The sequence below is a fragment of the Actinomadura rayongensis genome, assembly GCF_009831215.1.
Classification (GTDB): domain Bacteria; phylum Actinomycetota; class Actinomycetes; order Streptosporangiales; family Streptosporangiaceae; genus Spirillospora; species Spirillospora rayongensis.
Genome location: NZ_WUTW01000001.1, coordinates 1,677,932 through 1,699,085 on the forward strand (window position 1 = coordinate 1,677,932; position 21,154 = coordinate 1,699,085).

Below are 21,154 nucleotides of genomic sequence, written 5' to 3' on the forward strand. Positions count from 1 at the left end.
TAAGACCCGTCCTGTGAGGCGGGAAAGGGGGTTCGGCGGTGAATGCTGCCTTCCGCGAGCCCGGTTCCGGGCGCGCGGCCGACGGTCCCGGGGCCAAGGCCGTCCTGGAGGGACCGGACATCCGGCGCGCGCTGACGCGCATCGCGCACGAGATCCTCGAACGCACCAAGGGCGGCGACGCCGTCGTCCTGCTCGGCATCCAGACCCGCGGCGTGACGCTCGCCGAGCGCCTCGCGGGCGCCCTGGAGGAGGTCGAGGGCCGCGCGTTCCCGTGGGGCTCGCTCGACGTGACCATGTACCGCGACGACCTGCGGCTCAAGCCCGCCCGCGCGCTCGGCCGCACCGAGCCGCCGCCGGAGGGCGTGGACGACCGCGTCGTCGTGCTGGTGGACGACGTGCTGTTCTCCGGCCGCACCGTCCGCGCCGCGCTCGACGCGCTGAACGACCTCGGCCGGCCCCGCGCGGTGCAGCTCGCCGTCCTGGTCGACCGGGGCCACCGCGACCTGCCCATCCGCGCCGACTACGTGGGCAAGAACCTGCCGACGTCGATGCGCGAGACCGTCCGCGTGCTGCTGGCGGAGAACGACGGCCGCGACGCTGTCCTGCTCGGACCCGTCGCCGGAACCGCCGAGGAGGACGAGTGAACCGCCATCTGATCTCGGCGGCGGACCTGACCCGCGACGACGCCCTGCTCGTCCTCGACACGGCCGAGGAGATGGCCCAGGTCGCCGACCGGACGGTCAAGAAGCTCCCGACGCTGCGCGGCCGGACGGTCGTGAACCTCTTCTACGAGGACTCCACCCGCACCCGCATCTCGTTCGAGGCCGCCGCCAAGCGCCTGTCCGCCGACGTGATCAACTTCTCGGCGAAGGGCTCCAGCGTGTCCAAGGGCGAGAGCCTGAAGGACACCGCGCTCACCCTGGAGGCGATGGGCGCGGACGGCGTGGTGATCCGGCACGGCGCGTCCGGCGCCCCGCACCGGCTGGCGCGCTGGGTCCAGGGCAGCGTCGTCAACGCGGGCGACGGCACGCACGAGCACCCGACGCAGGCGCTGCTGGACGCGTTCACGATGCGCCGCCGCCTCGGCGACCTGGACGGCCGCCGGGTGACGATCGTCGGGGACGTCCTGCACAGCCGCGTGGCCCGTTCCAACGTGCTGCTGCTGGCCACGCTCGGCGCGGAGGTCACCTTGGTGGCGCCGCCGACGCTGTTCCCGGTCGCGGTCGGGTCGTGGCCGTGCGAGATCTCCTACGACCTCGACGCGGTGCTGCCCAAGAGCGACGTCGTGATGATGCTGCGCGTCCAGCAGGAGCGGATGAACGCGGCGTACTTCCCGACCGTCCGCGAGTACAGCCGCCGCTACGGCCTGGACGCGCCCCGCATGGCGCGGCTGCCCGAGCACGCGATCGTCATGCACCCCGGGCCGATGAACCGGGGCGTGGAGATCGCGGCGGAGGTCGCCGACTCGGTGCGGTCCACGATCGTCGAGCAGGTCGCCAACGGCGTCAGCGCCCGGATGGCCGTGCTCTATCTGCTGCTCGGAGGCTCCGAGCCCGCCATCGGCAAGGAGGTCCCCGCGTGACCGCGTACCTGATCAGGAACGGCCGGATCCTCGGCGGCGAGGCGGCGGACGTCCTCGTCCGCGACGGCGTGATCGCGGCGGTCGGCCGCGGCCTGGACGCCGGCGACGCCGAGGTCGTGGACGCGACCGGCCTCGTCGTGCTGCCCGGCCTGGTGGACCTGCACACCCACCTGCGCGAGCCCGGCCGCGAGGACGCCGAGACCGTCGAGTCCGGGACGAAGGCCGCCGCGATGGGCGGGTACACGGCCGTCCACGCGATGGCCAACACCGACCCGGTGGCCGACACCGCGGGCGTCGTGGAGCAGGTCTGGCGGCTCGGCCGCGAGGCGGGGTACTGCGACGTCCACCCGGTCGGCGCGGTCACCAACGGCATCCGCGGCGAGCAGCTCGCCGAGCTGGGCGCGATGGCCGACTCGGCCGCCCGCGTCCGGGTGTTCTCCGACGACGGGCACTGCGTGTCGGACGCGGTGATCATGCGGCGGGCGCTGGAGTACGTGAAGGCGTTCGACGGCGTCGTCGCGCAGCACGCGCAGGAGCCGCGCCTGACCGAGGGCGCCCAGCTCAACGAGGGCGAGATGTCGGCGGCGCTCGGGCTGCGCGGCTGGCCGGCGGTCGCCGAGGAGGCGATCATCGCGCGGGACGTGCTGCTCGCCGAGCACGTCGGGTCGCGGCTGCACGTCTGCCACGTGTCCACCGCCGGGTCCGTCGAGATCATCCGGTGGGCCAAGAGCCGGGGCTGCCAGGTCACCGCCGAGGTGACGCCGCACCACCTGCTGCTGGACGACACCCGCGCCTGCGGCTACGACCCGATCTTCAAGGTGAACCCGCCGCTGCGCACCGTCGACGACGTCACCGCGCTGCGGCACGCCCTCGCCGACGGCACCGTCGACTGCGTCGCCACCGACCACGCCCCGCACCCGGTCGAGGCCAAGGAGACCGAGTGGGCCGAGGCGGCGATGGGGATGATCGGGCTGGAGACCGCGCTGCCGGTCGTCCAGGAGGCGATGATCGAGACCGGCCTGCTGGACTGGGCCGGCGTCGCCGACCGCATGTCGTTCGCCCCCGCGCGGATCGGCCGGCTGGACGGGCAGGGCCGCCCGATCGAGCCGGGCGCGCCCGCGAACCTCACCGTGTACGACGCGTCGCCGCGCCGCGCCGTGGACCCGGCCGCGATGACGTCCAAGAGCCGCAACACCCCCTACGCCGGGCTCACCCTCCCCGGCCGGGTCGTCGCGACGTTCCTGCGGGGCCGCCCCACCGTGCTGGAAGGAAAGCTGCAGTGACCGACACCGCAATTCTCGTCCTGGAGGACGGTCGCGTCTTCCGGGGAACGCCGTACGGGGCCGTGGGGGAGACGCTCGGCGAGATCGTCTTCAACACCGGCATGACCGGCTACCAGGAGACGCTGACCGACCCGTCGTACGCGCGCCAGATCGTCGCGATGACGGCCCCCCACATCGGCAACACGGGCGTGAACGAGGAGGACCCCGAGTCGTCCCGCATCCAGGTCGCCGGGTACGTCGTGCGCGAGCCCGCGCGGGTCGCGTCGAACTGGCGGGCCACCGGGTCGCTCGGGTCGGCGCTGCGCGACCAGGGCGTCGTCGGGATCGCGATCCCCGGCACCCGCGCGCTGACCCGCCACCTGCGCGACCGCGGCGCGATGCGCGCCGGGATCTTCAGCGGCCCGGCGGTCGCGGACGAGCGCGAACTCGTCGCGCGCGTCCAGGCGGCCCCCGGGATGGAGGGCGCGGACCTGGCCAAGGAGGTCTCGACGCGGGAGCCGTACGTCGTCCCGGCGATCGGGGACAGGCGGTTCACCGTCGCCGCCGTGGACCTCGGCATCAAGGCGATGACGCCGCACCGGCTGGCCGAGCGGGGCTGCGAGGTCCACGTGCTGCCCGCCGACGTCACCGCCGCCGACATCCTCGCGCTGCGCCCCGACGGCGTGTTCTTCTCCAACGGCCCGGGCGACCCGGCGACCGCCGACGGCGCGGTGGCCGCGCTGCGCGGCGTGCTGACGGCCGAGGTCCCGTTCTTCGGGATCTGCTTCGGGAACCAGATCTTCGGCCGCGCGCTCGGCCTCGGGACGTACAAGCTGCGGTTCGGGCACCGGGGCGTCAACCAGCCCGTCCAGGACCGCGCGACCGGACGCGTCGCGGTGTCGGCGCACAACCACGGCTTCGCGGTGGACGCGCCGACCGACGGCCCGTTCGACACCCCCTACGGCCGTGCCGAGGTCAGCCACGTCAACCTCAACGACGGCTGCGTGGAGGGCCTGCGGCTGCTGGACCGGCCCGCGTTCTCCGTCCAGTACCACCCGGAGGCGGCGGCGGGCCCGCACGACGCCACCGGCCTGTTCGACCGCTTCTGCGACCTGATGACGAAGGGAGCGGAGTGATGCCGCGCCGGACGGACCTCTCCAGCGTTCTCGTGATCGGCTCCGGGCCGATCGTCATCGGCCAGGCGGCCGAGTTCGACTACTCCGGCAGCCAGGCGTGCCGGGTGCTGAAGGCCGAGGGCCTGCGGGTCGTGCTGGTCAACAGCAACCCCGCGACGATCATGACCGACCCCGAGCTGGCCGACGCCACCTACGTCGAGCCGATCACCCCCGAGGTCGTCGAGAAGATCATCGCCAAGGAGCGCCCGGACGCGCTGCTGCCCACGCTCGGCGGCCAGACCGCGCTGAACACCGCCATCGCGCTGTTCGAGAGCGGCGCGCTGGAGCGGTACGGCGTCGAGCTGATCGGCGCGGACGTCGAGGCGATCCAGGCGGGCGAGAACCGCGAGCGCTTCAAGGGCGTCGTCGCCAAGGTCGCCGCCGAGCAGGGCCTGAACGCCGAGTCCGCGCGGTCGATCATCTGCCACACGATGGACGAGTGCCTGGCCGCCGCCGGCGAGCTGGGCTACCCGATGGTCGTGCGGCCGTCGTTCACGATGGGCGGCGCCGGGTCCGGCTTCGCCCACGACGAGGACGACCTGCGCCGCATCGCCGGGTCCGGCCTGGCCGCCAGCCCGACCAGCGAGGTGCTCCTGGAGGAGTCGATCCTCGGCTGGAAGGAGTACGAGCTGGAGGTCATGCGGGACCGGGCCGACAACGTCGTCATCGTCTGCTCGATCGAGAACCTGGACCCGATGGGCGTCCACACCGGCGACTCGATCACCGTCGCGCCCGCGCTGACCCTGACCGACCGCGAGTACCAGAACATGCGGGACGTCGCCATCGCCGTCATCCGCGAGGTCGGCGTGGACACCGGCGGCTGCAACATCCAGTTCGCCGTCCACCCGGGCACCGGCCGGATGATCGTCATCGAGATGAACCCGCGCGTGTCGCGGTCGTCGGCGCTGGCGTCCAAGGCCACCGGCTTCCCGATCGCCAAGATCGCGGCCAAGCTCGCCATCGGCTACACGCTGGACGAGATCCCGAACGACATCACCGCCGAGACGCCCGCGTCGTTCGAGCCGACGCTCGACTACGTGGTCGTCAAGGTGCCCCGGTTCGCGTTCGAGAAGTTCCCCGGCGCGGACGCGTCGCTGACCACGCACATGAAGTCGGTCGGCGAGGCGATGGCGATCGGCCGCAACTTCGCCGAGGCGCTCCAGAAGGCGCTGCGGTCGCTGGAACAGAAGGGCGCCCCGTTCTCCTGGGCGGGCGACCCCGGCGACCCCGTCGCGCTGCTGGAGTCGGCGGCCAGCCCGCACGACGGACGGCTCCGCGACGTCCAGCGGGCCCTGTGGGCGGGCGCGACGATCGAGGAGGCGTACGCGGCCACCTCGATCGACCCGTGGTTCCTCGACCAGATCGCGGGCCTCAACGCCATCGCCGAGGAGATCCGCACGTCCAGCGACGCGCTCACCCGCGACGCGCTGCTGCACGCCAAGCGGCACGGGTTCTCCGACGCGCAGATCGGAGAGATCCGCGGGCTGTCGGAGGAGGTCGTGCGGGAGCTGCGGCACGCGCTCGGCGTCCGGCCCGTGTACCTGACGGTCGACACTTGCGCCGCCGAGTTCGCCGCGCGGACGCCGTACCTGTACTCGTCCTACGACGAGGAGACCGAGGTCCCGCCGGGCGACAAGCCCAAGGTGATCATCCTCGGGTCCGGGCCGAACCGGATCGGGCAGGGCGTGGAGTTCGACTACTCCTGCGTCCACGCGTCGTTCACGCTGGCCGACGCGGGCTACGAGACCGTGATGGTCAACTGCAACCCCGAGACCGTCTCGACCGACTACGACACCTCGGGGCGGCTGTACTTCGAGCCGCTGACGCTGGAGGACGTCCTGGAGGTCGTCCACGCCGAGCAGGAGACCGGGACGGTCGCGGGCGTCATCGTCCAGCTCGGCGGGCAGACGCCGCTCGGCCTCGCGCAGCGCCTCAAGAACGCGGGCGTGCCCGTCGTCGGGACGTCGCCCGAGAGCATCCACCTCGCCGAGGACCGGGGCGCGTTCGGGCGCGTCCTGCACCGCGCGGGGCTGCTGGCGCCCAAGCACGGCACCGCGACGTCCTACGAGGACGCCCGCGACATCGCCGCCGAGATCGGCTACCCGGTGCTCGTCCGGCCGTCCTACGTGCTCGGCGGGCGCGGCATGGAGATCGTCTACGACGACACGACGCTGCGCGACTACATGGCCAAGGCGACCGAGGCCAGCCCCGACCACCCCGTCCTCGTGGACCGGTTCCTGGACGAGGCCATCGAGATCGACGTCGACGCCCTGTTCGACGGCGAGGAGCTGTACCTCGGCGGCGTGATGGAGCACATCGAGGAGGCCGGGATCCACTCGGGCGACTCGGCGTGCGCGCTGCCGCCGATCACGCTCGGGCACGACGACGTCCGGCGGATCCGCGAGTCCACCGAGGCGCTGGCCAAGGGCATCGGCGTGCGGGGGCTCATGAACGTCCAGTACGCGCTGTCGGCGGGCGTCCTGTACGTGCTGGAGGCCAACCCGCGCGCGTCGCGGACCGTCCCGTTCGTTTCCAAGGCGACGGCCGTGCCGCTGGCCAAGGCCGCCGCGCGCGTCATGATGGGCGCGACGGTCGCCGAGCTGCGCGCCGAGGGGCTGCTGCCGGCGTCGGGGGACGGCGGGTCGCTGCCGCTGGACGCGCCGATCGCGGTCAAGGAGGCGGTGCTGCCGTTCGACCGGTTCCGCGACCGGGGCGGCGAGTTCGTGGACACCGTCCTCGGCCCGGAGATGCGCTCGACCGGCGAGGTCATGGGCATCGACGAGGTGTTCGGCACCGCCTACGCCAAGTCGCAGCAGGCCGCGTACGGGTCGCTGCCGACGAAGGGACGCGTGTTCGTCTCCGTCGCCAACCGGGACAAACGGCACATGATCTTCCCGGTGAAGCGGCTCGCGGACCTGGGCTTTGAGATTCTTGCCACGGAGGGGACCGCCGAGGTCCTGCGCCGCAACGGCGTGCGTGCCAAGATCGTCCGCAAGCACGGCGCGGGTCCCGGTCCGGACGGGGAGCCGACCATCGTGCGGCGCGTCCTCGACGGCGAGGTCGACCTCATCGTCAATACTCCGTTCGGCGGCCCCGGCCAGTCCGGTCCCCGGCTCGACGGCTACGAGATCCGCACCGCGGCGGTCCTGCGCGGCGTACCGTGCGTCACCACGGTGCAGGGCCTCGCCGCCGCCGTCCAGGGCATCGAGGCCATCACCGGCGGCCATGTCGGCGTCCGCTCCCTCCAGGAGCACGCTGAGCGGCTGCGCGGCGCGCCGGGGCGGGAGTGAGCGCGCCCGCGTAGCGACGACGAGAGGGAGCTTGTGTCCGACTCACCGGTGCAGACGTCGGCGACGGTCCTGACGGTCCGCGGGGTGCAGGACTACCACGCGATGACACTGGTCGCCCCGGCCGTCGCCGAACGGTTCCGGCCGGGGCAGTTCGTGGCGCTGGCGGTCGGCGGCGACCACTCGTCCCGGCTGATCCGCCGCTGCTTCGGCGTCTACGAGGTGAAACCGGACTACGGCGGGACGGTCGAGGTCGTCTTCGCCGACACCGAACCCGGCACCGCGTGGCTGGCCGGGCGCCGCTCCCGCGACAAACTCGACGTCCTCGGGCCGCTCGGCCGCCCGTTCCGGCTGCCCCGCGACCCCGTCACCTGCCTGCTGGTCGGCGGGGGACCGGGCGGCGCCGCGCTGTTCGCCCTCGCCGACACGCTGCGGCGGCGCGGGTGCCACGTCCACTTCGTCCTCGGCGGGACGACCGGACGGCACGTGTTCGGCTCCCGCATGGCCCAGCGCATCGGCGACAGCGCGACCGTCACGACCGAGGACGGCTCGACGGGGGAGCGCGGCACCGTCCGCGAGATCCTGCCCCGCGTCGTGGCCGAGACGGGCGCGGACGTCGTCTACGCGTGCGGCCCGACGCCGCTCCTGCGGGCCGTCACGCGCGTCGCCGCCGAGTTCGGCCTGCCCTCGCAGGTGTCGGTGCAGGAGTTCCTCGGCCGGACGGGCGCGTGCGGCATCGGGGCGTGCATGACGTGCGTCCTGCCCGTCCAGGGCGAGGACGGCGTCACGCGCATGGTCCGGGCCTGCGCCGACGGGCCCGTCCTGCGCGGCGACCGCGTCCGCTGGGGCGACCTCGGCACGATCCCGTTCGACGCCCTCGGCGCGCCGCGCGCCGCCGCACTCCCCGACGGAGGCGCCCGGTGAGCGACCGCCTGCGGACCGTCCTCGGCCCGCTCGACCTGTCCGCGCCGCTGCTGACCGCCGCCGGGTGCGGCGGCTCGGGACGCGAGCTGGCGCAGTTCTTCGAGCTGTCCAAGCTCGGCGCGTTCGTCACGCCGTCGGTGACGCTGCGGCCCCGCGCCGGACGGCCCACGCCGCGCGTCGCCGAGGCGCCGAGCGCTTTGCTGACCGCGATGGGACTGCCCGGGCCCGGCATCGAAGGCTTCCTCGACCGGGACCTGCCGTGGCTCGCCGAGCAGGACGTCCCGGTCGTCGTGTCGCTCGCGGGCGACAGCGCCGAGGAGTTCGGCGAGCTGGCCGCCCGGCTGCGCGGCGCGCCCGGCGTCGCGGCGATCGAGGTCAACGTCGCCTGCCCGAACGTCGAGGACCGGGGGCGGATGTTCTCCCGGCACCCGCGCTCGGCGGCGTCGGTCGTGCGGGCCGCGCGGGCCGGGGCGGCGCCGGGCACGCCGGTGCTGGCCAAGCTCGCGCCGGACGCCGCCGACCTCGCGAACGTCGCGCTGGCGTGCGTGGACGCGGGCGCGGACGGCCTGACGCTCATCAACACCGTCGAGGGCATGGCGATCGACACCACGACGCTGCGGCCCACGCTCACCGGCGTGTCGGGCGGGCTGTCGGGGCCGGCGATCCGCCCGATCGCGCTGCGGTGCGTCTACCAGGTCCACGCCGCGCTGCCGGACGTGCCGATCGTGGGGGTCGGCGGCGTCACGTCCGGCCTGGACGCCCTGGAGTTCCTGCTGGCGGGCGCGTCGGCGGTCGCGGTGGGCACGACCCTGTTCCACGATCCCGGGGCCGTCCCGCGCATCCTGCGCGAGCTGGAGGAGGCCCTGGCCGCCCGCCGGCTCGGCCGCGTCGCCGACGCCGTCGGGCTGGCCCACAAGCCCGCCGGGTACGTCCCGCCGCTCGCCGGGATCGACGTCCCGCCGCCCGCGGCGCCGGCCGAGCCCGAACTGAAGGAGACCCTGCCATGACCCGCGCCCCCGTCGCCGTCGCGCTGGACGCCCCCGAGCTGGACACGGCCGCGCGGTGGGCGTCGCTCGTCGCGCCGCACGTCAGCACGCTCAAGGTCGGTCTTGAGCTGTATTTGCGCTACGGCACCGAGGCGGTCACTCGCGTGCGGGACGCGGGCGACGCGGACCTTTTCCTGGATTTGAAGCTGCACGACATTCCGGCGACCGTGGCGGGCGCGGCGCGGTCGGTGGCGCGGCTGAAGCCCGCGTACCTGACCGTCCACGCGGCCGGGGGGCCGGACATGGTGCGGGCGGCGGTGGAGGCCGCGCCCGACACGCGCGTCGCCGCCGTGACGCTTCTCACATCGCTGGACGACGCGGACCTCGCCGCGCTCGGCGTCGCCGGCCCGGTGCCCGCCGCCGTGCTGCGGTTCGCGGTCCTCGCCGTCGAGGCGGGCGCGCGGGCGCTCGTGTGCTCGCCGCGCGAGGCGTCGGCGGTCCGCGACGCCGTCGGGCCGGACGTCGTGATCATCACGCCGGGGGTGCGGCCCGCGGGGGCGGACGTTCAGGACCAGGCGCGCGTCGCGACGCCCGAGAGCGCGCTCGCGGCCGGGGCGGACCTGGTCGTCGTCGGGCGTCCGATCACGCGGGCGGACGATCCCGGCGCCGCCGCCGCGGCGCTCGCCGCCGGGCTCCGCGCCGCGCGCTGAGCGCGCTCCGCCGAGCGGTCGCCGGGGGTTCGCGGGGCATGAATGGAACGCTCCATAACGGGCGTGCCGACTCTCCGCCGGGGGCCTCGGTCAGGGTGACGAGTCACACATTCCGGGCCGCAGTGGGCGGTTTTCCACGATCATGCGAAAGTCCCAGGATGGCGGGGGGTTGGGTGCCGGACCGGCCCGAGTTGTGTACCCTCTGTATTCGGGACGCTTCAAGGAGTGATTTTCGTGATTTTGTGGCGGGCTAAACGGGCTTTCACGTTGCCTTATGGGGCGTGAACTCGCTAGTTTCCCGTCCCGTCCGACTCCGTCGAGTGGAAACCTGAGGTGACCCGGCGTGGCTCTTCCGCCCCTGACCCCCGAACAGCGCGCCGCAGCCCTGGAGAAGGCTGCCAAGGCCCGTAAAGAGCGGGCCGAGGTAAAGAACCGGCTCAAGCACGGGGGGACCTCGCTCGCCGAGGTCCTCAAGGAGGGTCAGGCCGACGACGTCATCGGAAAGATGAAGGTGTCGGCCCTCCTGGAATCCCTGCCCGGTGTGGGCAAGGTGCGTGCCAAGCAGATCATGGAGCGCCTGGGCATCGCCGAATCCCGCCGCGTGCGGGGTCTCGGCGCCAACCAGCGCGCCTCCCTGGAGCGTGAGTTCGGCGGCGGTGGAAACCGCTGACCCGCGCTCCGTGGACGGGCGTGACGGCGATGCCGTCGCGGCCGGTCCGGGTGTGCCCGGCGCCGGCTCCATCTCGTCCGGTTCCGAGGCATTCATGACTGCTTCGGAAGGCTTCGACGTGCAAGCTCCCTCCCACCGGCGGCTGACGGTCCTCTCCGGCCCGTCAGGCGTCGGGAAGAGCACGGTCGTCGCCGAGATCCGGCGTTCGCATCCTGAGGTGTGGCTGTCGGTCTCGGTGACAACCCGGTCTCCCCGGCCGGGAGAAAAGCACGGTGTGCAGTACTTCTTCGTCGACGATGCCGGTTTCGACCGGCTCGTCGCCGAAGGGGAACTTCTTGAATGGGCGGAATTCGCCGGAAATCGCTATGGAACTCCGCGCGGACCCGTCGTCGAACGCCTCACCCGGGGCGAGCCCGTCCTGCTGGAGATCGATCTGCAGGGCGCCCGCCAGGTCCGCGCCGCGATGCCCGAGGCGCGCCTGGTGTTCCTCGCGCCGCCGAGCTGGGACGAACTCGTCCGCCGCCTGACCGGGCGCGGCACCGAACCGCCGGACGTCATCGAGCGCCGGCTCGCCGCCGCCCGCGTCGAACTCGCGGCCGAGAAGGAGTTCGACCTCACGCTCGTCAACACGTCCGTCCGGGACGTGTGCGCCGAACTGCTAACCTTGATGGTCGTCCACCCTTAGCTTCGATCGGAAGGCCACCGCGTGGCAGCCAGCAACGAAGGCATCACCAACCCGTCGATCGACGAGCTGCTCGAAGTCGTCGACACCAAGTACGGCCTCGTGAGCATCGCGGCCAAGCGCGCCCGGCAGATCAACGCCTACTACGCCCAGCTCGGCGAGGGCCTGCTGGAGTACGTCGGCCCCCTGGTGGAGACCCAGGTCCAGGAGAAGCCGCTGTCGATCGCGCTCCGCGAGACGCGCGAGGGGCTCCTGCACGCCGAGCCCGTCGAGGGCTGATCCGGCCCCGGATGACTCCGCACGACGGCGGTCCCGCCGCGTCCGCCCGGCCCCGCGTGGTGCTCGGCGTCGGCGCCGGCATCGCCGCCTACAAGGTCTGCGAGCTGCTGCGGCGGTTCACCGAGTCGGGGCACGACGTCACGGTCGTGCCCACCGCGGACGCGCTCCGGTTCGTCGGGGAGCCCACCTGGGCGGCGCTGTCGGGCCGTCCGGTCGCGACGCGCGTCTGGGACGGCGTCGCCGACGTGCCGCACGTGCGCATCGGCCAGACCGCCGACCTCGTGTTCGTCGCCCCCGCCACCGCCGACCTGCTGGCCCGCGCGGCGCACGGGCTCGCCGACGACCTGCTCACCAACACGCTGCTCACCGCGCGGTGCCCGGTCGTGTTCGCGCCCGCCATGCACACCGAGATGTGGGAGCACCCGGCCACGCAGGCGAACGTCGCGACGCTGCGGGCGCGCGGGTCGATCGTCGTGGACCCGGCGTCCGGGCGGCTCACCGGCAAGGACACGGGCCCGGGGCGGCTGCCCGACCCGGAGGCCCTGTTCGAGGTGGCGCGGGGCGTGCTGGCCCGTGGGGCGCTGCCGCGGGATCTGGACGGGCGGCACGTCGTCGTCTCGGCGGGCGGGACGCGGGAGGCGCTGGACCCCGTCCGGTTCCTCGGCAACCGGTCGTCCGGGCTGCAGGGCTACGCGCTCGCCCGGACGGCGGCGGCGCGGGGCGCGCGGGTGACGCTGGTCGCCGCGAACGTCGCGCTGCCCGACCCGGCCGGGGTGCGGGTCGTGGTCGTCGAGTCGGCGTTGCAGCTCCGCGAGGCCGTGCTTTCGGCGGCTGATCGGGCCGACGCCGTCGTGATGGCGGCGGCCGTGGCGGACTTCCGGCCCGCCGGGTACCGCCCGTCCAAGATCAAGAAGCGGGACGGCGCTTCGGCCCCGTCGATCGAGCTGGTGCAGAACCCCGACGTCCTCGCCGAGCTCGGCGCCCGCCCGCACGCCGGGCAGGTGATCGTCGGGTTCGCCGCCGAGACCGACGACGTCCTCGCCAACGGCCGCGCCAAGCTCGCCCGCAAGGGCTGCGACCTGCTCGTCGTCAACCAGGTCGGCGCGGACCTCGCGTTCGGGCGCCCCGACAACGCGGCCGTGGTGCTCGGCGCGGACGGCTCGTCGGTCGAGGTGCCGCGCGGCCCGAAGGAGGCGCTCGCCGACGTCGTGTGGGACCTCGTGGCCGCCCGTCTCGACGGCTGAGACGCGGCCGGGACGCGCCACGCCGCCGGAGAGCCCATCCCTATAGACTTCCTCGGAAAACCGAACCCCGGGCGGGGGCGGGCGTAACCCCCGGCCGTGCCGACCACCACATCCGCTCTGCGACATCAGTCAGCAGCCGCTGCAAGGAGTCCACGCAACGTGTCTCGCCGTCTGTTCACCTCCGAGTCCGTCACCGAGGGGCATCCGGACAAGATCGCTGACCAGATCAGCGACACCCTCCTGGACGCGATGCTCAAGGACGACCCGCGCAGCCGGGTCGCCGTCGAGACCCTGATCACCACCGGGCAGGTCCACGTCGCCGGTGAGGTCACCACCGAGACCTATGTGGACATTCCCGGCGTGATCCGGGAGAAGATCCTGGAGATCGGCTACGACTCGTCCAAGAAGGGCTTCGACGGCCACTCCTGCGGCGTGTCGGTGTCCATCGGCGCGCAGTCCCCCGACATCGCCCAGGGCGTGGACGACGCCTACGAGACCCGCGAGGGCGAGGGCTCCGACGACCTCGACCGGCAGGGCGCCGGCGACCAGGGCCTCATGTTCGGCTACGCCACCAACGAGACCCCCGAGCTGATGCCGCTGCCGATCACGCTGGCGCACCGGCTCGCGCAGCGCCTGTCGGCGGTCCGCAAGGGCGGCGTGGTGCCCTACCTGCGTCCCGACGGCAAGACCCAGGTCACGATCGAGTACGACGGCGCCCGCGCCGTCCGGCTCGACACCGTCGTGGTGTCCAGCCAGCACGCTCCCGACATCGACCTGAAGGAACTGCTGACGCCGGACATCAAGGAGCACGTCGTCGACCCGGTCCTCGCCGAGTTCGACATCGACTCCGACGGCTACCGCCTCCTCGTCAACCCGACCGGCCGCTTCGAGATCGGCGGCCCGATGGGCGACGCCGGCCTCACCGGCCGCAAGATCATCGTCGACACCTACGGCGGCATGGCCCGCCACGGCGGCGGCGCCTTCTCCGGCAAGGACCCGTCCAAGGTGGACCGCTCCGCCGCCTACGCGATGCGCTGGGTCGCCAAGAACATCGTCGCGGCGCAGCTCGCCGACCGCGCCGAGGTCCAGGTCGCCTACGCGATCGGCAAGGCCCAGCCCGTGGGCGTCTTCGTCGAGACCTTCGGCACCGAGAAGCTGCCCGTCGCCAAGATCCAGGAAGCCGTCCTCGACGTCTTCGACCTGCGTCCCGCCGCGATCGTCCGCGACCTGGACCTCCTCCGCCCCATCTACTCCCAGACCGCCGCCTACGGCCACTTCGGCCGCCGCGAGCCCGACTTCTCCTGGGAGTCCACCGACCGCGCCGACGCCCTCGCCTCGGCCGCCGGCCTCTAACAAACCCCACGCAACCCGAAAGGTCCGCTGTCCCGGCACAACCGCCCACGACAGCGGACCTTTCGCACCCCACCCCAACCCCACAACGTCCCACCCCGCACCCACACCACACCCGCGCCACGCCACGCGCGCGTGCCATTCCACGCCCGCACCGCGCCACCCCCGTGCCATGCCGCACTCGCGCCGCATCGGCGCTGAGTCCGCGCTGAGTCCCCGTCGGGTCGGGCCCGCGCCTGCGCCGCGCGGCACCCGTGCCATGCCTGTGCTGCGCCATGCCTGTGCTGCGCCATGCCTGTGCTGCGCCATGCCTGTGCTGCGCCATGCCTGTGCTGCGCCATGCCTGTGCTGCGCCATGCCTGTGCTGCGCCATGCCTGTGCTGCGCCATGCCTGTGCTGCGCCATGCCTGCGCTGCGCCATGCCTGCGCTGCGCCATGCCTGCGCTGCGCCATGCCTGCGCTGCGCCATGCCTGCGCTGCGCCATGCCTGCGCTGCGCCGCGTCCGCGTTGCGCTCCGCGCGTGCCACGCCCGCGCCGTCCCCGCGCGCCGGGCGGGTCGAGCGCGGGCGCGCGGGTGACTTCCCGCCGGGCCGCTCGCCTGGCGGCTCGCGTCCCGGCGAGACTGCGCCTGTACACGGCAAGACGCCGACCACGCCGTGCGCGCGTCGCGCGAAGAGGCGGGCTGGGCGCCGAGCAAGCCCGCGCGCCAAGGCGGCCGAGCGCCGCGCGCAAAGCGCCCGGCCCGCTCCCGCGCGCAAAGCGCGCCCGCGCGCCAGGGCGCGCCGCACCCGGGACGCGTCAACGCGCCCAGGCCCGGCGTTACCCCGCGCCTGGCGCACTCTCGCGCGCGAAGCGCCCGGCACGCGCCCGCGCGCGGGAGCGCGCCACACCCGGGACGCGTCGACGCGCCCAGGCCCGGCGTTACCCCGCTCCGGGCGCACTCTCGCGCGCAAAGCGCCCGGTACGCGCACGGGCGCTGGGCGCACCACAGCCGGGGACGCGTCAACGCGCCCACGCCTGGGCGTTACCCCGCGCCTGGCGCGCTTTCGCGCGCTAAGCGCCTGGCACGCGCACAGGCGCAGGGCGCGCCTGCGCGCTAAGGCACGCCGCACCCGGGGATGCACCAATGCGCCCACGCCTGGGCGTTACCCTGCTCCGGGCGCGCTCTCGCGCGCGAAGCGCCCGGTATGCGCGTGGGCGCAGGGCGCGCGTGGGTGCAGGGCACGCCTGCGTGCTAGGGCGCACCGCTCCCGGGGACGCGTCAATGCGCCCACGCCCGCGTTACTCCGCGCCTGGCGCGCTCTCGCGCGCTAAGCGCGCCTGCGCGCCTGGGCGCGCTCCGCTCGAGGACGCGGGAACACGCCAGCGCTCGGGCACCACCCGGCGCGCGGCGCCGTTCCCCGCCGGGACGCGAGCCGCTAGGCGAGCGGCCCGGCGCCAGACCGTGCGCGCGCCCGTGCAGTGGCGCCGGGGGCGTGCGGGCACGGGAGGTCGCGGGCGCGGCAAGGCGCGGACCGCGCCGTGCGCGCGTCGCGCGAAGAGGTGGACTGCGCGCCGAGCATGCCTGCGTGCCAAGGCGGCGGAGCGCCGTGCGAAGCGTCTGGCGCGCGCCCGCGTGCAGAGCGCCCGGCGCGCGCCCGCGGTAAGCGCGCTGCGTGCACAGCGCGCTTGCGCGCTAGGGCGTGCTGCGCCCGGGGACGCGTGAACGCGCCCGTGCGCGGGCATCAGCGCGTGCGTAGCGCCGTTGCCCGCCGGTAGGCGAGCGGCCCGGCGCTAACCATGCGGGCGGGCCTGCGCTTTGGCTCCACGGCGTGCGTGCGTGCGCGCGAGCCCGCACTCGCGTCGCGCTGGGGGTGGGGTGCTTCTGTTTGTGGCTTTTGGGTGGGTTAGTGGGGGCAGGGGGTGCCTCGGGGGACGGTGTAGTGGGCTCCGATGCGGTAGCGGCCGGGGCCGGGGGCGTGAAGGCGGACGAAGGTGCCGTCGCGTTCGAGGCAGCCGCCGCCCGAGCCGTGGTCGGTCGAGACGCTCAGCCAGGGGGACCAGACGATCCGCAGGAGGACTGAGCCGCGGGACGGGACGTCCACCGCCAGCTCGTCGGAGTGGATCCAGGCGACGGTCGAGGGGAGTTCTACCAAGGGCACCGGGTCTGTCACCTGGTAGAGGCGCCAGTACTGGTCGCGGTAGACCTCGTGCAGGTAGGGCTGGCCTGCGCGGACGAGGTCGGCCTCTTCGTGGGCGGCCCAGTCCGTCTCGTCCTCGGGCAGGACGACGAAGCGGACGGCCCACTGCCGCAGCCACGCGTGGTAGGACGCCGGGGTGAGCGCGCCGTCCTTGTAGAAGATCGGGTGGCGTTCGGCGTCCACCTGGCGGTTCCAGCCGCGTGCGAGCGTGTAGTTCCGCGCCAGGCCCGACGTCTCCCAGTGGGAGCGCAGCGGCACGACCTCGATCCGTCCCCGGGCGGCGCCGTAGCGGTCGAGTTCGGCGCGCAGGCCCGCGACGGTGCCGGCGGTGGCGGCGGCCGGACGGGTGTGGATGATGTCGTCCACCGGCTTCACCATCATCCAGCCCGCGGTCACGACGAACGCGACGCTCAGCGCCACCAGCCGCCACGGACGGGTCGTCGCCGCGACCGCCGACAGCAGCACCGTCCCGCCGAACAGCAGCGACAGCCGTTCGACGTTGCTGCCGATCGGTGACGGGATCAGGAACGTCAGCACGATGCCCGTGAGGTACACGCCCGCGCCGACGCGGACGAGCGTCCACGAGCGCGGCGCGCACAGCAGCACGGCGACGACGCTCGTGATCGCGGGCGCGACGATCGAGAACAGCCCGATCGGCTGCACGCCCGTGAACGGGAACAGAGCGGTCGTGACGCCGACGACCAGGGGCGGCCCGGCGGCGATGGCGAGACCGGCGCGGCGGCGGCCGGTGAGGAACAGGGCGGCGGCGACGACCAGCAGGAACAGTCCGGCGACCGGGGACGCGAGCGTCGCGACCACCGCGAGCCCGAACATCAACGCGGCGCGCGGGACCGGACGCCCGCGCGGCGTGAACGCGACCAGCACCACGCCGAGCGCGAACACCAGGCCGAGGCCGAACGTCACGCGTCCCGATCCGGCGTTGCAGGAGATCGCGAACGCGGCCCACAGCGACGCGGCGAGCGTGGCGGGCGCGCGGAACCGGACGAGCAGCAGCGCCGTCAGCGTCGCCGACAGCGTGCCCGCGACCGTCGCGACCGTTCGGATGCCGAACCATGACATGACATACGGCGACAGCACGCTGTAGGACACCGGATGGATGCCGCCGTACCACGCGAGGCTGTAGGCGGAGCCGGGGTGGTCGCCGGCGAAGTGCGTCCAGAACGCCTGCGCGGCCAGGTCGCCGCCCTCGGCGGCCAGCCACCGCGCCCAGACCAGGTGCAGGACGGCGGCGAGCAACGTGGCGGCCGTCACCGGGTTGCGCGGGTCGGCGTAGCGGCGCCAGGCCGGACGGCGCGGGGGACGCTCGGGGCCGGTGGTGTCGAGGCGCTCGGGAATGTGTGCTGTGGTCACGGTGGGCCTGCTCGTCCTTCGCGAACGGTCGTGCGGGTCGCCGCGCGGCGTCGGACCGTCCCCGGCGTCTGGTAGGACGGGACGGTGACGAGCGACGGCGGGGGCACGGGCCTGATCCCGGGATTGCACGAGGTCGCCGCGCGGCCCGGTCCGACCCTACCGTCCGGCGGCACGGCGGCGGCGCCCGCGACGCGAACGGCCCGCAAGGGGGAGCGGCGCCCGGCGGCCGAACTGCCGGTGGCGCGGGTGGCGGTGGACGTCCCGCTGCCGCACCTGGATCGTCCGTTCGACTACCTCGTCCCGGACAAACTGGACACCCAGACGGTGCCCGGCTGCCGCGTCCGCGTAAGGTTCGCGGGCCGGCTCGTGGACGGCTACGTGCTCGAACGCGTCGAGGAGAGCGAGCACGACGGCCGCCTGCTGTACCTGGAGCGCGTCACGTCCCCCGAACCGGTGCTGGCGACGGAGATCGCCGCGCTGGCCCGCGCGGTCGCCGACCGCTACGCCGGGACGATGGCCGACGTCCTGCGCCTCGCGATCCCGCCCCGGCACGCCCGCGTGGAGGCCGAGCCGCCCCCCGAGCCGCAGGAGCACGAGGACCTGACGACCGGCCCCGGCCCATGGGCGAAATATCCGGCAGGCCCGTCCTTCCTCGCAGCACTCAGGGAAGGACGAGCCCCAAGGGCCGTCTGGTCCGCGCTCCCCGGCCGCGACTGGCCGGACGCCGTCGCACGCGCGGTGGCGGCAACGCTGGCAGGCGGACGAGGCGCCCTGGTCGTCGTCGCCGACGGCCGCGACGTCGCCCGCGTCGACGCCGCGCTGACCGCCGAACTGGGCGACGGACGCCACGTCGCGCTCACCGCCGACCTCGGCCCGACCGTGCGCTACCGGCGGTGGCTCAAGGTGCGGCGCGGGAACGTCCGCGCGGTCGTCGGCACCCGCGCGACGATGTTCGCCCCGGTCGAAGACCTCGGCCTGGTCGTGCTGTGGGACGACGGCGACGACGTCCACGCCGAGCCGCACGCCCCCTACCCGCACCCGCGCGAGGTCCTGGCCCTGCGGGCGCACCGCGTCGGCGCGGGCGCGCTGTTCGGCGGCTTCACCCGCACCACCGACACGACGCGGCTCGTCGAGACGGGCTGGGCGCACGCGCTCGCCGCCGACCGCGCGCAGGTCAGGGCGGTGATGCCGCGCGTCAGGCCCGCCGGGGAGGACGGCGAGCTGGCGCGCGACGCGGCGGCCCGCACGGCGAGGCTCGGCGAACTGGCGTTCCGGACGGCCCGCGCCGCGCTCGCCGACGGCCCGGTGCTCGTCCAGGTCCCGCGACGCGGCTACGTCCCGGGACTGGCGTGCGGCCGGTGCCGGGAGGCCGCGCGCTGCACCGCGTGCCAGGGCCCGCTGATGCTGATGTCGTCGCACGCCGCGCCGTCCTGCCGCTGGTGCGGGCGCATCGCGGGCGACTGGCACTGCCCCGAGTGCGGGCACTTCCAGGTCCGCGCGGTCGCGGTCGGCGCGCGCCGGACGGCCGAGGAGATGGGCCGGGCGTTCCCGGGCGTCCCGGTGCGGACGTCGGGCCGCGACCAGATCCTCACCGAGGTCGGCGCGGAACCGGCGCTGGTCGTCGCGACGCCGGGCGCCGAGCCGGTCGCGGCGGACGGCTACGCGGCGGCGCTGCTGCTGGACGGCCGCGTCCTGCTGGCCCGCCCGGACCTGCGGGCGGGCGAGGAGGCGCTGCGGCGCTGGATGAACGCCGCCGCGCTGGTCCGCCCCGGCGGCGCGGTCGTGGTCGCGGCGGACGGCGCGCTGCGCCCCGTCCAGGCCCTCGTCCGCTGGGACCCCGCGACCTACGCCGAACTGGAACTGGCCGAGCGGCGCGAGGCGGGGTTCCCGCCCGCCGCGCGGATGGCGTCGCTGACCGCGTCCCCCGCCGCGCTGCGCGAACTGCTCGCCGACGCCCGGCTGCCGGACGGCGCAGAAGTCCTCGGCCCGGTCCCCGTCGAGGACGACAAGGAGCGCGCCCTCGTCAGGGTGCCGCCGGGGGCCGCGTCCGCGCTGGCCCGGGCCCTGCGCGCGGCGGCGGCCGTCCGCAGCGCGCGCCGCGCCGACGAGGTCGTCCGCATCCGGATCGACCCGCTCGAACTGATCTGACGGCCCGGCGCCCGCCCGTGCTCTAGGGTGCTCGGGTGGCCGAGGACTGGGTGGAGCGCACCGCCGACGATCTGCGCCGGTGGACCGACGAACACGACGAGCCGGTGGACGTCCAGGGCGTCCGGCTCCTGCTGGACCTGGCCCGCGAGGAGATCGACCTGACCGGCCCGGACGCGCTCGACCCGGCCGCGCTGCGCCGCCTGCTGCTCGAGGCGTTCCCGGACGCCGTCGTCGCCGAGGCCGACGAGGTCCCCGCGATCCTCACCGCCGTCGGCCACCTGGTCGCCTACCTCGGCGCGCGCGGGCACGCCGACGGGCCCGCGCTGACGGCGGCGCTGGCCGAGATCGCCCCCGAGTTCGCCCGGGCCGTCGCCGGCGCCGAGTCCGACGAGCGCCGCGCCGCCGCCGAGATCATGACCGCGCTGATGCGCGCGGACGGCGTCGACCCCGCCGACCAGGACGCCGCCGACGGCTGGGTCGCCGCGTTCGAGGCGCTGCCCGAGCGCGAGCGCTACGCCCGTGTGGACGCCTACCTGCGCGAGCACGGCGACGACCTGGTCGTCCCGCCGGTGCGGCTGCCGTCCCGCGACGAGCTGGCCGTCGCCGCCGCCGAGTCGGGGCTGACCAGGCAGGCGCTCGCGCTCGCGGCGTGGGCGGTGAACCGGCGGCTGACCGCCGGGGCCGAGCCGTCCGCGCGGGAGGCGCTGGCCGCCGTGGACGCGATCGGCCTCGCCATCCCGCGCCGCGCCGCGACCGTCGCCGCCCTGTCCGATCTGCCGGAACTGCACCGGCTGTGGTGGGCGGCGGTGCGCGCGGATGTGCTGGACACGTCCGGCGGCGTCGGCGCGCCCGGCCCGGCGCAGGCCGCGCTCGCCGGGGACGACGTCCTGACAGCCTGGCTCGGCCTGTTCGAGCACGCCGTGGCCGCCGCCGACGCGCCCACGGGCCAGGACGCGGCGGGGCTCGTCCGGGCGGAGCTGCCCGGCGTCCTGCTCTACCTGTACGAGCAGGGCGGGCCGGTGCCGCACACCGCCATCGCCGCCGCGCTCGCCGAGCACGTCGCCGAGACCTACGCGATCACCGACGGCGCCGTCGTCACCGAGGCGCTGACGCTGGAGCTGGCCGACCTCGCCGCGTGGGGCGTCGCCGTCCGCGCCGGGGACGGCTGGACGCTCACCCCGCTCGGACTCTGGGGCGTCCGCGAGATGCTGCTCGCCGACGGGTACACCGCGCCCCTGGACGGCGAGGCGTCGCCCGCGCTGTGACCGGCGCGACCAAGGTCACGGGCTCCGTAGACTGGACC

Annotated in this window: 16 protein-coding genes; 15 read left to right on the top strand and 1 reads right to left on the bottom strand. The window is 74.5% G+C overall.

Translation table 11 applies throughout. The features are described from left to right. The first annotated feature begins 38 nt into the window (after positions 1-38). The 13 genes from pyrR to metK all read left to right on the top strand — a co-directional run bounded on the left by pyrR (position 39) and on the right by metK (position 14,154). Complete coding sequence (pyrR, locus tag GQ466_RS07965) at positions 39-644, top strand: bifunctional pyr operon transcriptional regulator/uracil phosphoribosyltransferase PyrR (protein WP_161102052.1); 606 nt, start codon at positions 39-41, stop codon at positions 642-644. Continuing rightward, complete coding sequence (locus GQ466_RS07970; protein ID WP_161102053.1) at positions 641-1,582, top strand: aspartate carbamoyltransferase catalytic subunit; 942 nt, start codon at positions 641-643, stop codon at positions 1,580-1,582. The genes pyrR and GQ466_RS07970 overlap by 4 nt, the downstream gene beginning before the upstream one ends. After that, complete coding sequence (locus tag GQ466_RS07975) at positions 1,579-2,865, top strand: dihydroorotase (RefSeq protein WP_161102054.1); 1,287 nt, start codon at positions 1,579-1,581, stop codon at positions 2,863-2,865. The genes GQ466_RS07970 and GQ466_RS07975 overlap by 4 nt, the downstream gene beginning before the upstream one ends. Then, positions 2,862-3,980, top strand: a complete 1,119-nt coding sequence (carA, locus tag GQ466_RS07980; protein ID WP_161102055.1) for a glutamine-hydrolyzing carbamoyl-phosphate synthase small subunit — start codon at positions 2,862-2,864, stop codon at positions 3,978-3,980. The genes GQ466_RS07975 and carA overlap by 4 nt, the downstream gene beginning before the upstream one ends. After that, the gene (carB, locus tag GQ466_RS07985) at positions 3,980-7,309 is read left to right on the top strand and encodes a carbamoyl-phosphate synthase large subunit (protein ID WP_161102056.1); all 3,330 of its coding nucleotides are present in this window, start codon (positions 3,980-3,982) and stop codon (positions 7,307-7,309) included. The genes carA and carB overlap by 1 nt, the downstream gene beginning before the upstream one ends. 33 nt (positions 7,310-7,342) lie before the next feature. Next, the gene (locus GQ466_RS07990; protein ID WP_161102057.1) at positions 7,343-8,230 is read left to right on the top strand and encodes an iron-sulfur cluster-binding protein; all 888 of its coding nucleotides are present in this window, start codon (positions 7,343-7,345) and stop codon (positions 8,228-8,230) included. Then, a complete protein-coding gene (locus GQ466_RS07995; protein ID WP_161102058.1) occupies positions 8,227-9,237 on the top strand; it encodes a dihydroorotate dehydrogenase in 1,011 nt (336 codons plus the stop codon). Before GQ466_RS07990 ends, GQ466_RS07995 begins: the two co-directional genes overlap by 4 nt. Next, positions 9,234-9,926, top strand: a complete 693-nt coding sequence (gene pyrF, locus GQ466_RS08000) for an orotidine-5'-phosphate decarboxylase (protein WP_161102059.1) — start codon at positions 9,234-9,236, stop codon at positions 9,924-9,926. Before GQ466_RS07995 ends, pyrF begins: the two co-directional genes overlap by 4 nt. Before the next feature lie 343 nt (positions 9,927-10,269). Continuing rightward, the gene (gene mihF, locus GQ466_RS08005; RefSeq protein WP_019630791.1) at positions 10,270-10,596 is read left to right on the top strand and encodes an integration host factor, actinobacterial type; all 327 of its coding nucleotides are present in this window, start codon (positions 10,270-10,272) and stop codon (positions 10,594-10,596) included. A 94-nt stretch (positions 10,597-10,690) separates the two neighbouring features. Beyond that, positions 10,691-11,281: a guanylate kinase gene (gene gmk / locus GQ466_RS08010; RefSeq protein ID WP_161102060.1), complete on the top strand. Its 591-nt coding sequence runs from the start codon at positions 10,691-10,693 to the stop codon at positions 11,279-11,281. A gap of 21 nt (positions 11,282-11,302) precedes the next feature. Continuing rightward, entirely contained in the window at positions 11,303-11,557 is a 255-nt protein-coding gene (gene rpoZ / locus GQ466_RS08015; protein WP_103563234.1) for a DNA-directed RNA polymerase subunit omega, read from the top strand. Between the two features lie 11 nt (positions 11,558-11,568). After that, positions 11,569-12,801, top strand: a complete 1,233-nt coding sequence (coaBC, locus tag GQ466_RS08020; RefSeq protein WP_161102061.1) for a bifunctional phosphopantothenoylcysteine decarboxylase/phosphopantothenate--cysteine ligase CoaBC — start codon at positions 11,569-11,571, stop codon at positions 12,799-12,801. A 159-nt stretch (positions 12,802-12,960) separates the two neighbouring features. Further along, positions 12,961-14,154, top strand: coding sequence for a methionine adenosyltransferase (gene metK, locus GQ466_RS08025; protein WP_103563232.1), 1,194 nt, complete (start codon positions 12,961-12,963; stop codon positions 14,152-14,154). 1,884 nt (positions 14,155-16,038) lie between these two features. On the opposite strand, the gene GQ466_RS08030 is transcribed toward metK, so the two are convergent. Next, the gene (locus tag GQ466_RS08030; RefSeq protein ID WP_337193363.1) at positions 16,039-17,703 is read right to left on the bottom strand and encodes an MFS transporter; all 1,665 of its coding nucleotides are present in this window, start codon (positions 17,701-17,703) and stop codon (positions 16,039-16,041) included. Positions 17,704-17,787: 84 nt separating this feature from the next. Between GQ466_RS08030 and GQ466_RS08035 the strand changes: the two genes are divergently transcribed. Together GQ466_RS08035 and GQ466_RS08040 are read left to right on the top strand one after the other, a co-directional pair. Next, complete coding sequence (locus GQ466_RS08035) at positions 17,788-19,851, top strand: primosomal protein N' (protein ID WP_161102062.1); 2,064 nt, start codon at positions 17,788-17,790, stop codon at positions 19,849-19,851. A gap of 35 nt (positions 19,852-19,886) precedes the next feature. Continuing rightward, positions 19,887-21,116 carry a hypothetical protein gene (locus GQ466_RS08040; protein WP_161102063.1) on the top strand — a complete coding sequence of 410 codons (1,230 nt, stop codon included), beginning with the start codon at positions 19,887-19,889 and terminating at the stop codon, positions 21,114-21,116. The last annotated feature ends 38 nt before the right edge of the window (positions 21,117-21,154 follow it).

Excerpts from the sequence above, each read along its gene's own strand:
- carB (WP_161102056.1), top strand. The coding sequence starts at position 3,980 with ATGCCGCGCCGGACGGACCTCTCCAGCGTTCTCGTGATCGGCTCCGGG.
- pyrF (WP_161102059.1), top strand. The coding sequence starts at position 9,234 with ATGACCCGCGCCCCCGTCGCCGTCGCGCTGGACGCCCCCGAGCTGGAC.
- gmk (WP_161102060.1), top strand. The coding sequence starts at position 10,691 with ATGACTGCTTCGGAAGGCTTCGACGTGCAAGCTCCCTCCCACCGGCGG.
- coaBC (WP_161102061.1), top strand. The coding sequence starts at position 11,569 with ATGACTCCGCACGACGGCGGTCCCGCCGCGTCCGCCCGGCCCCGCGTG.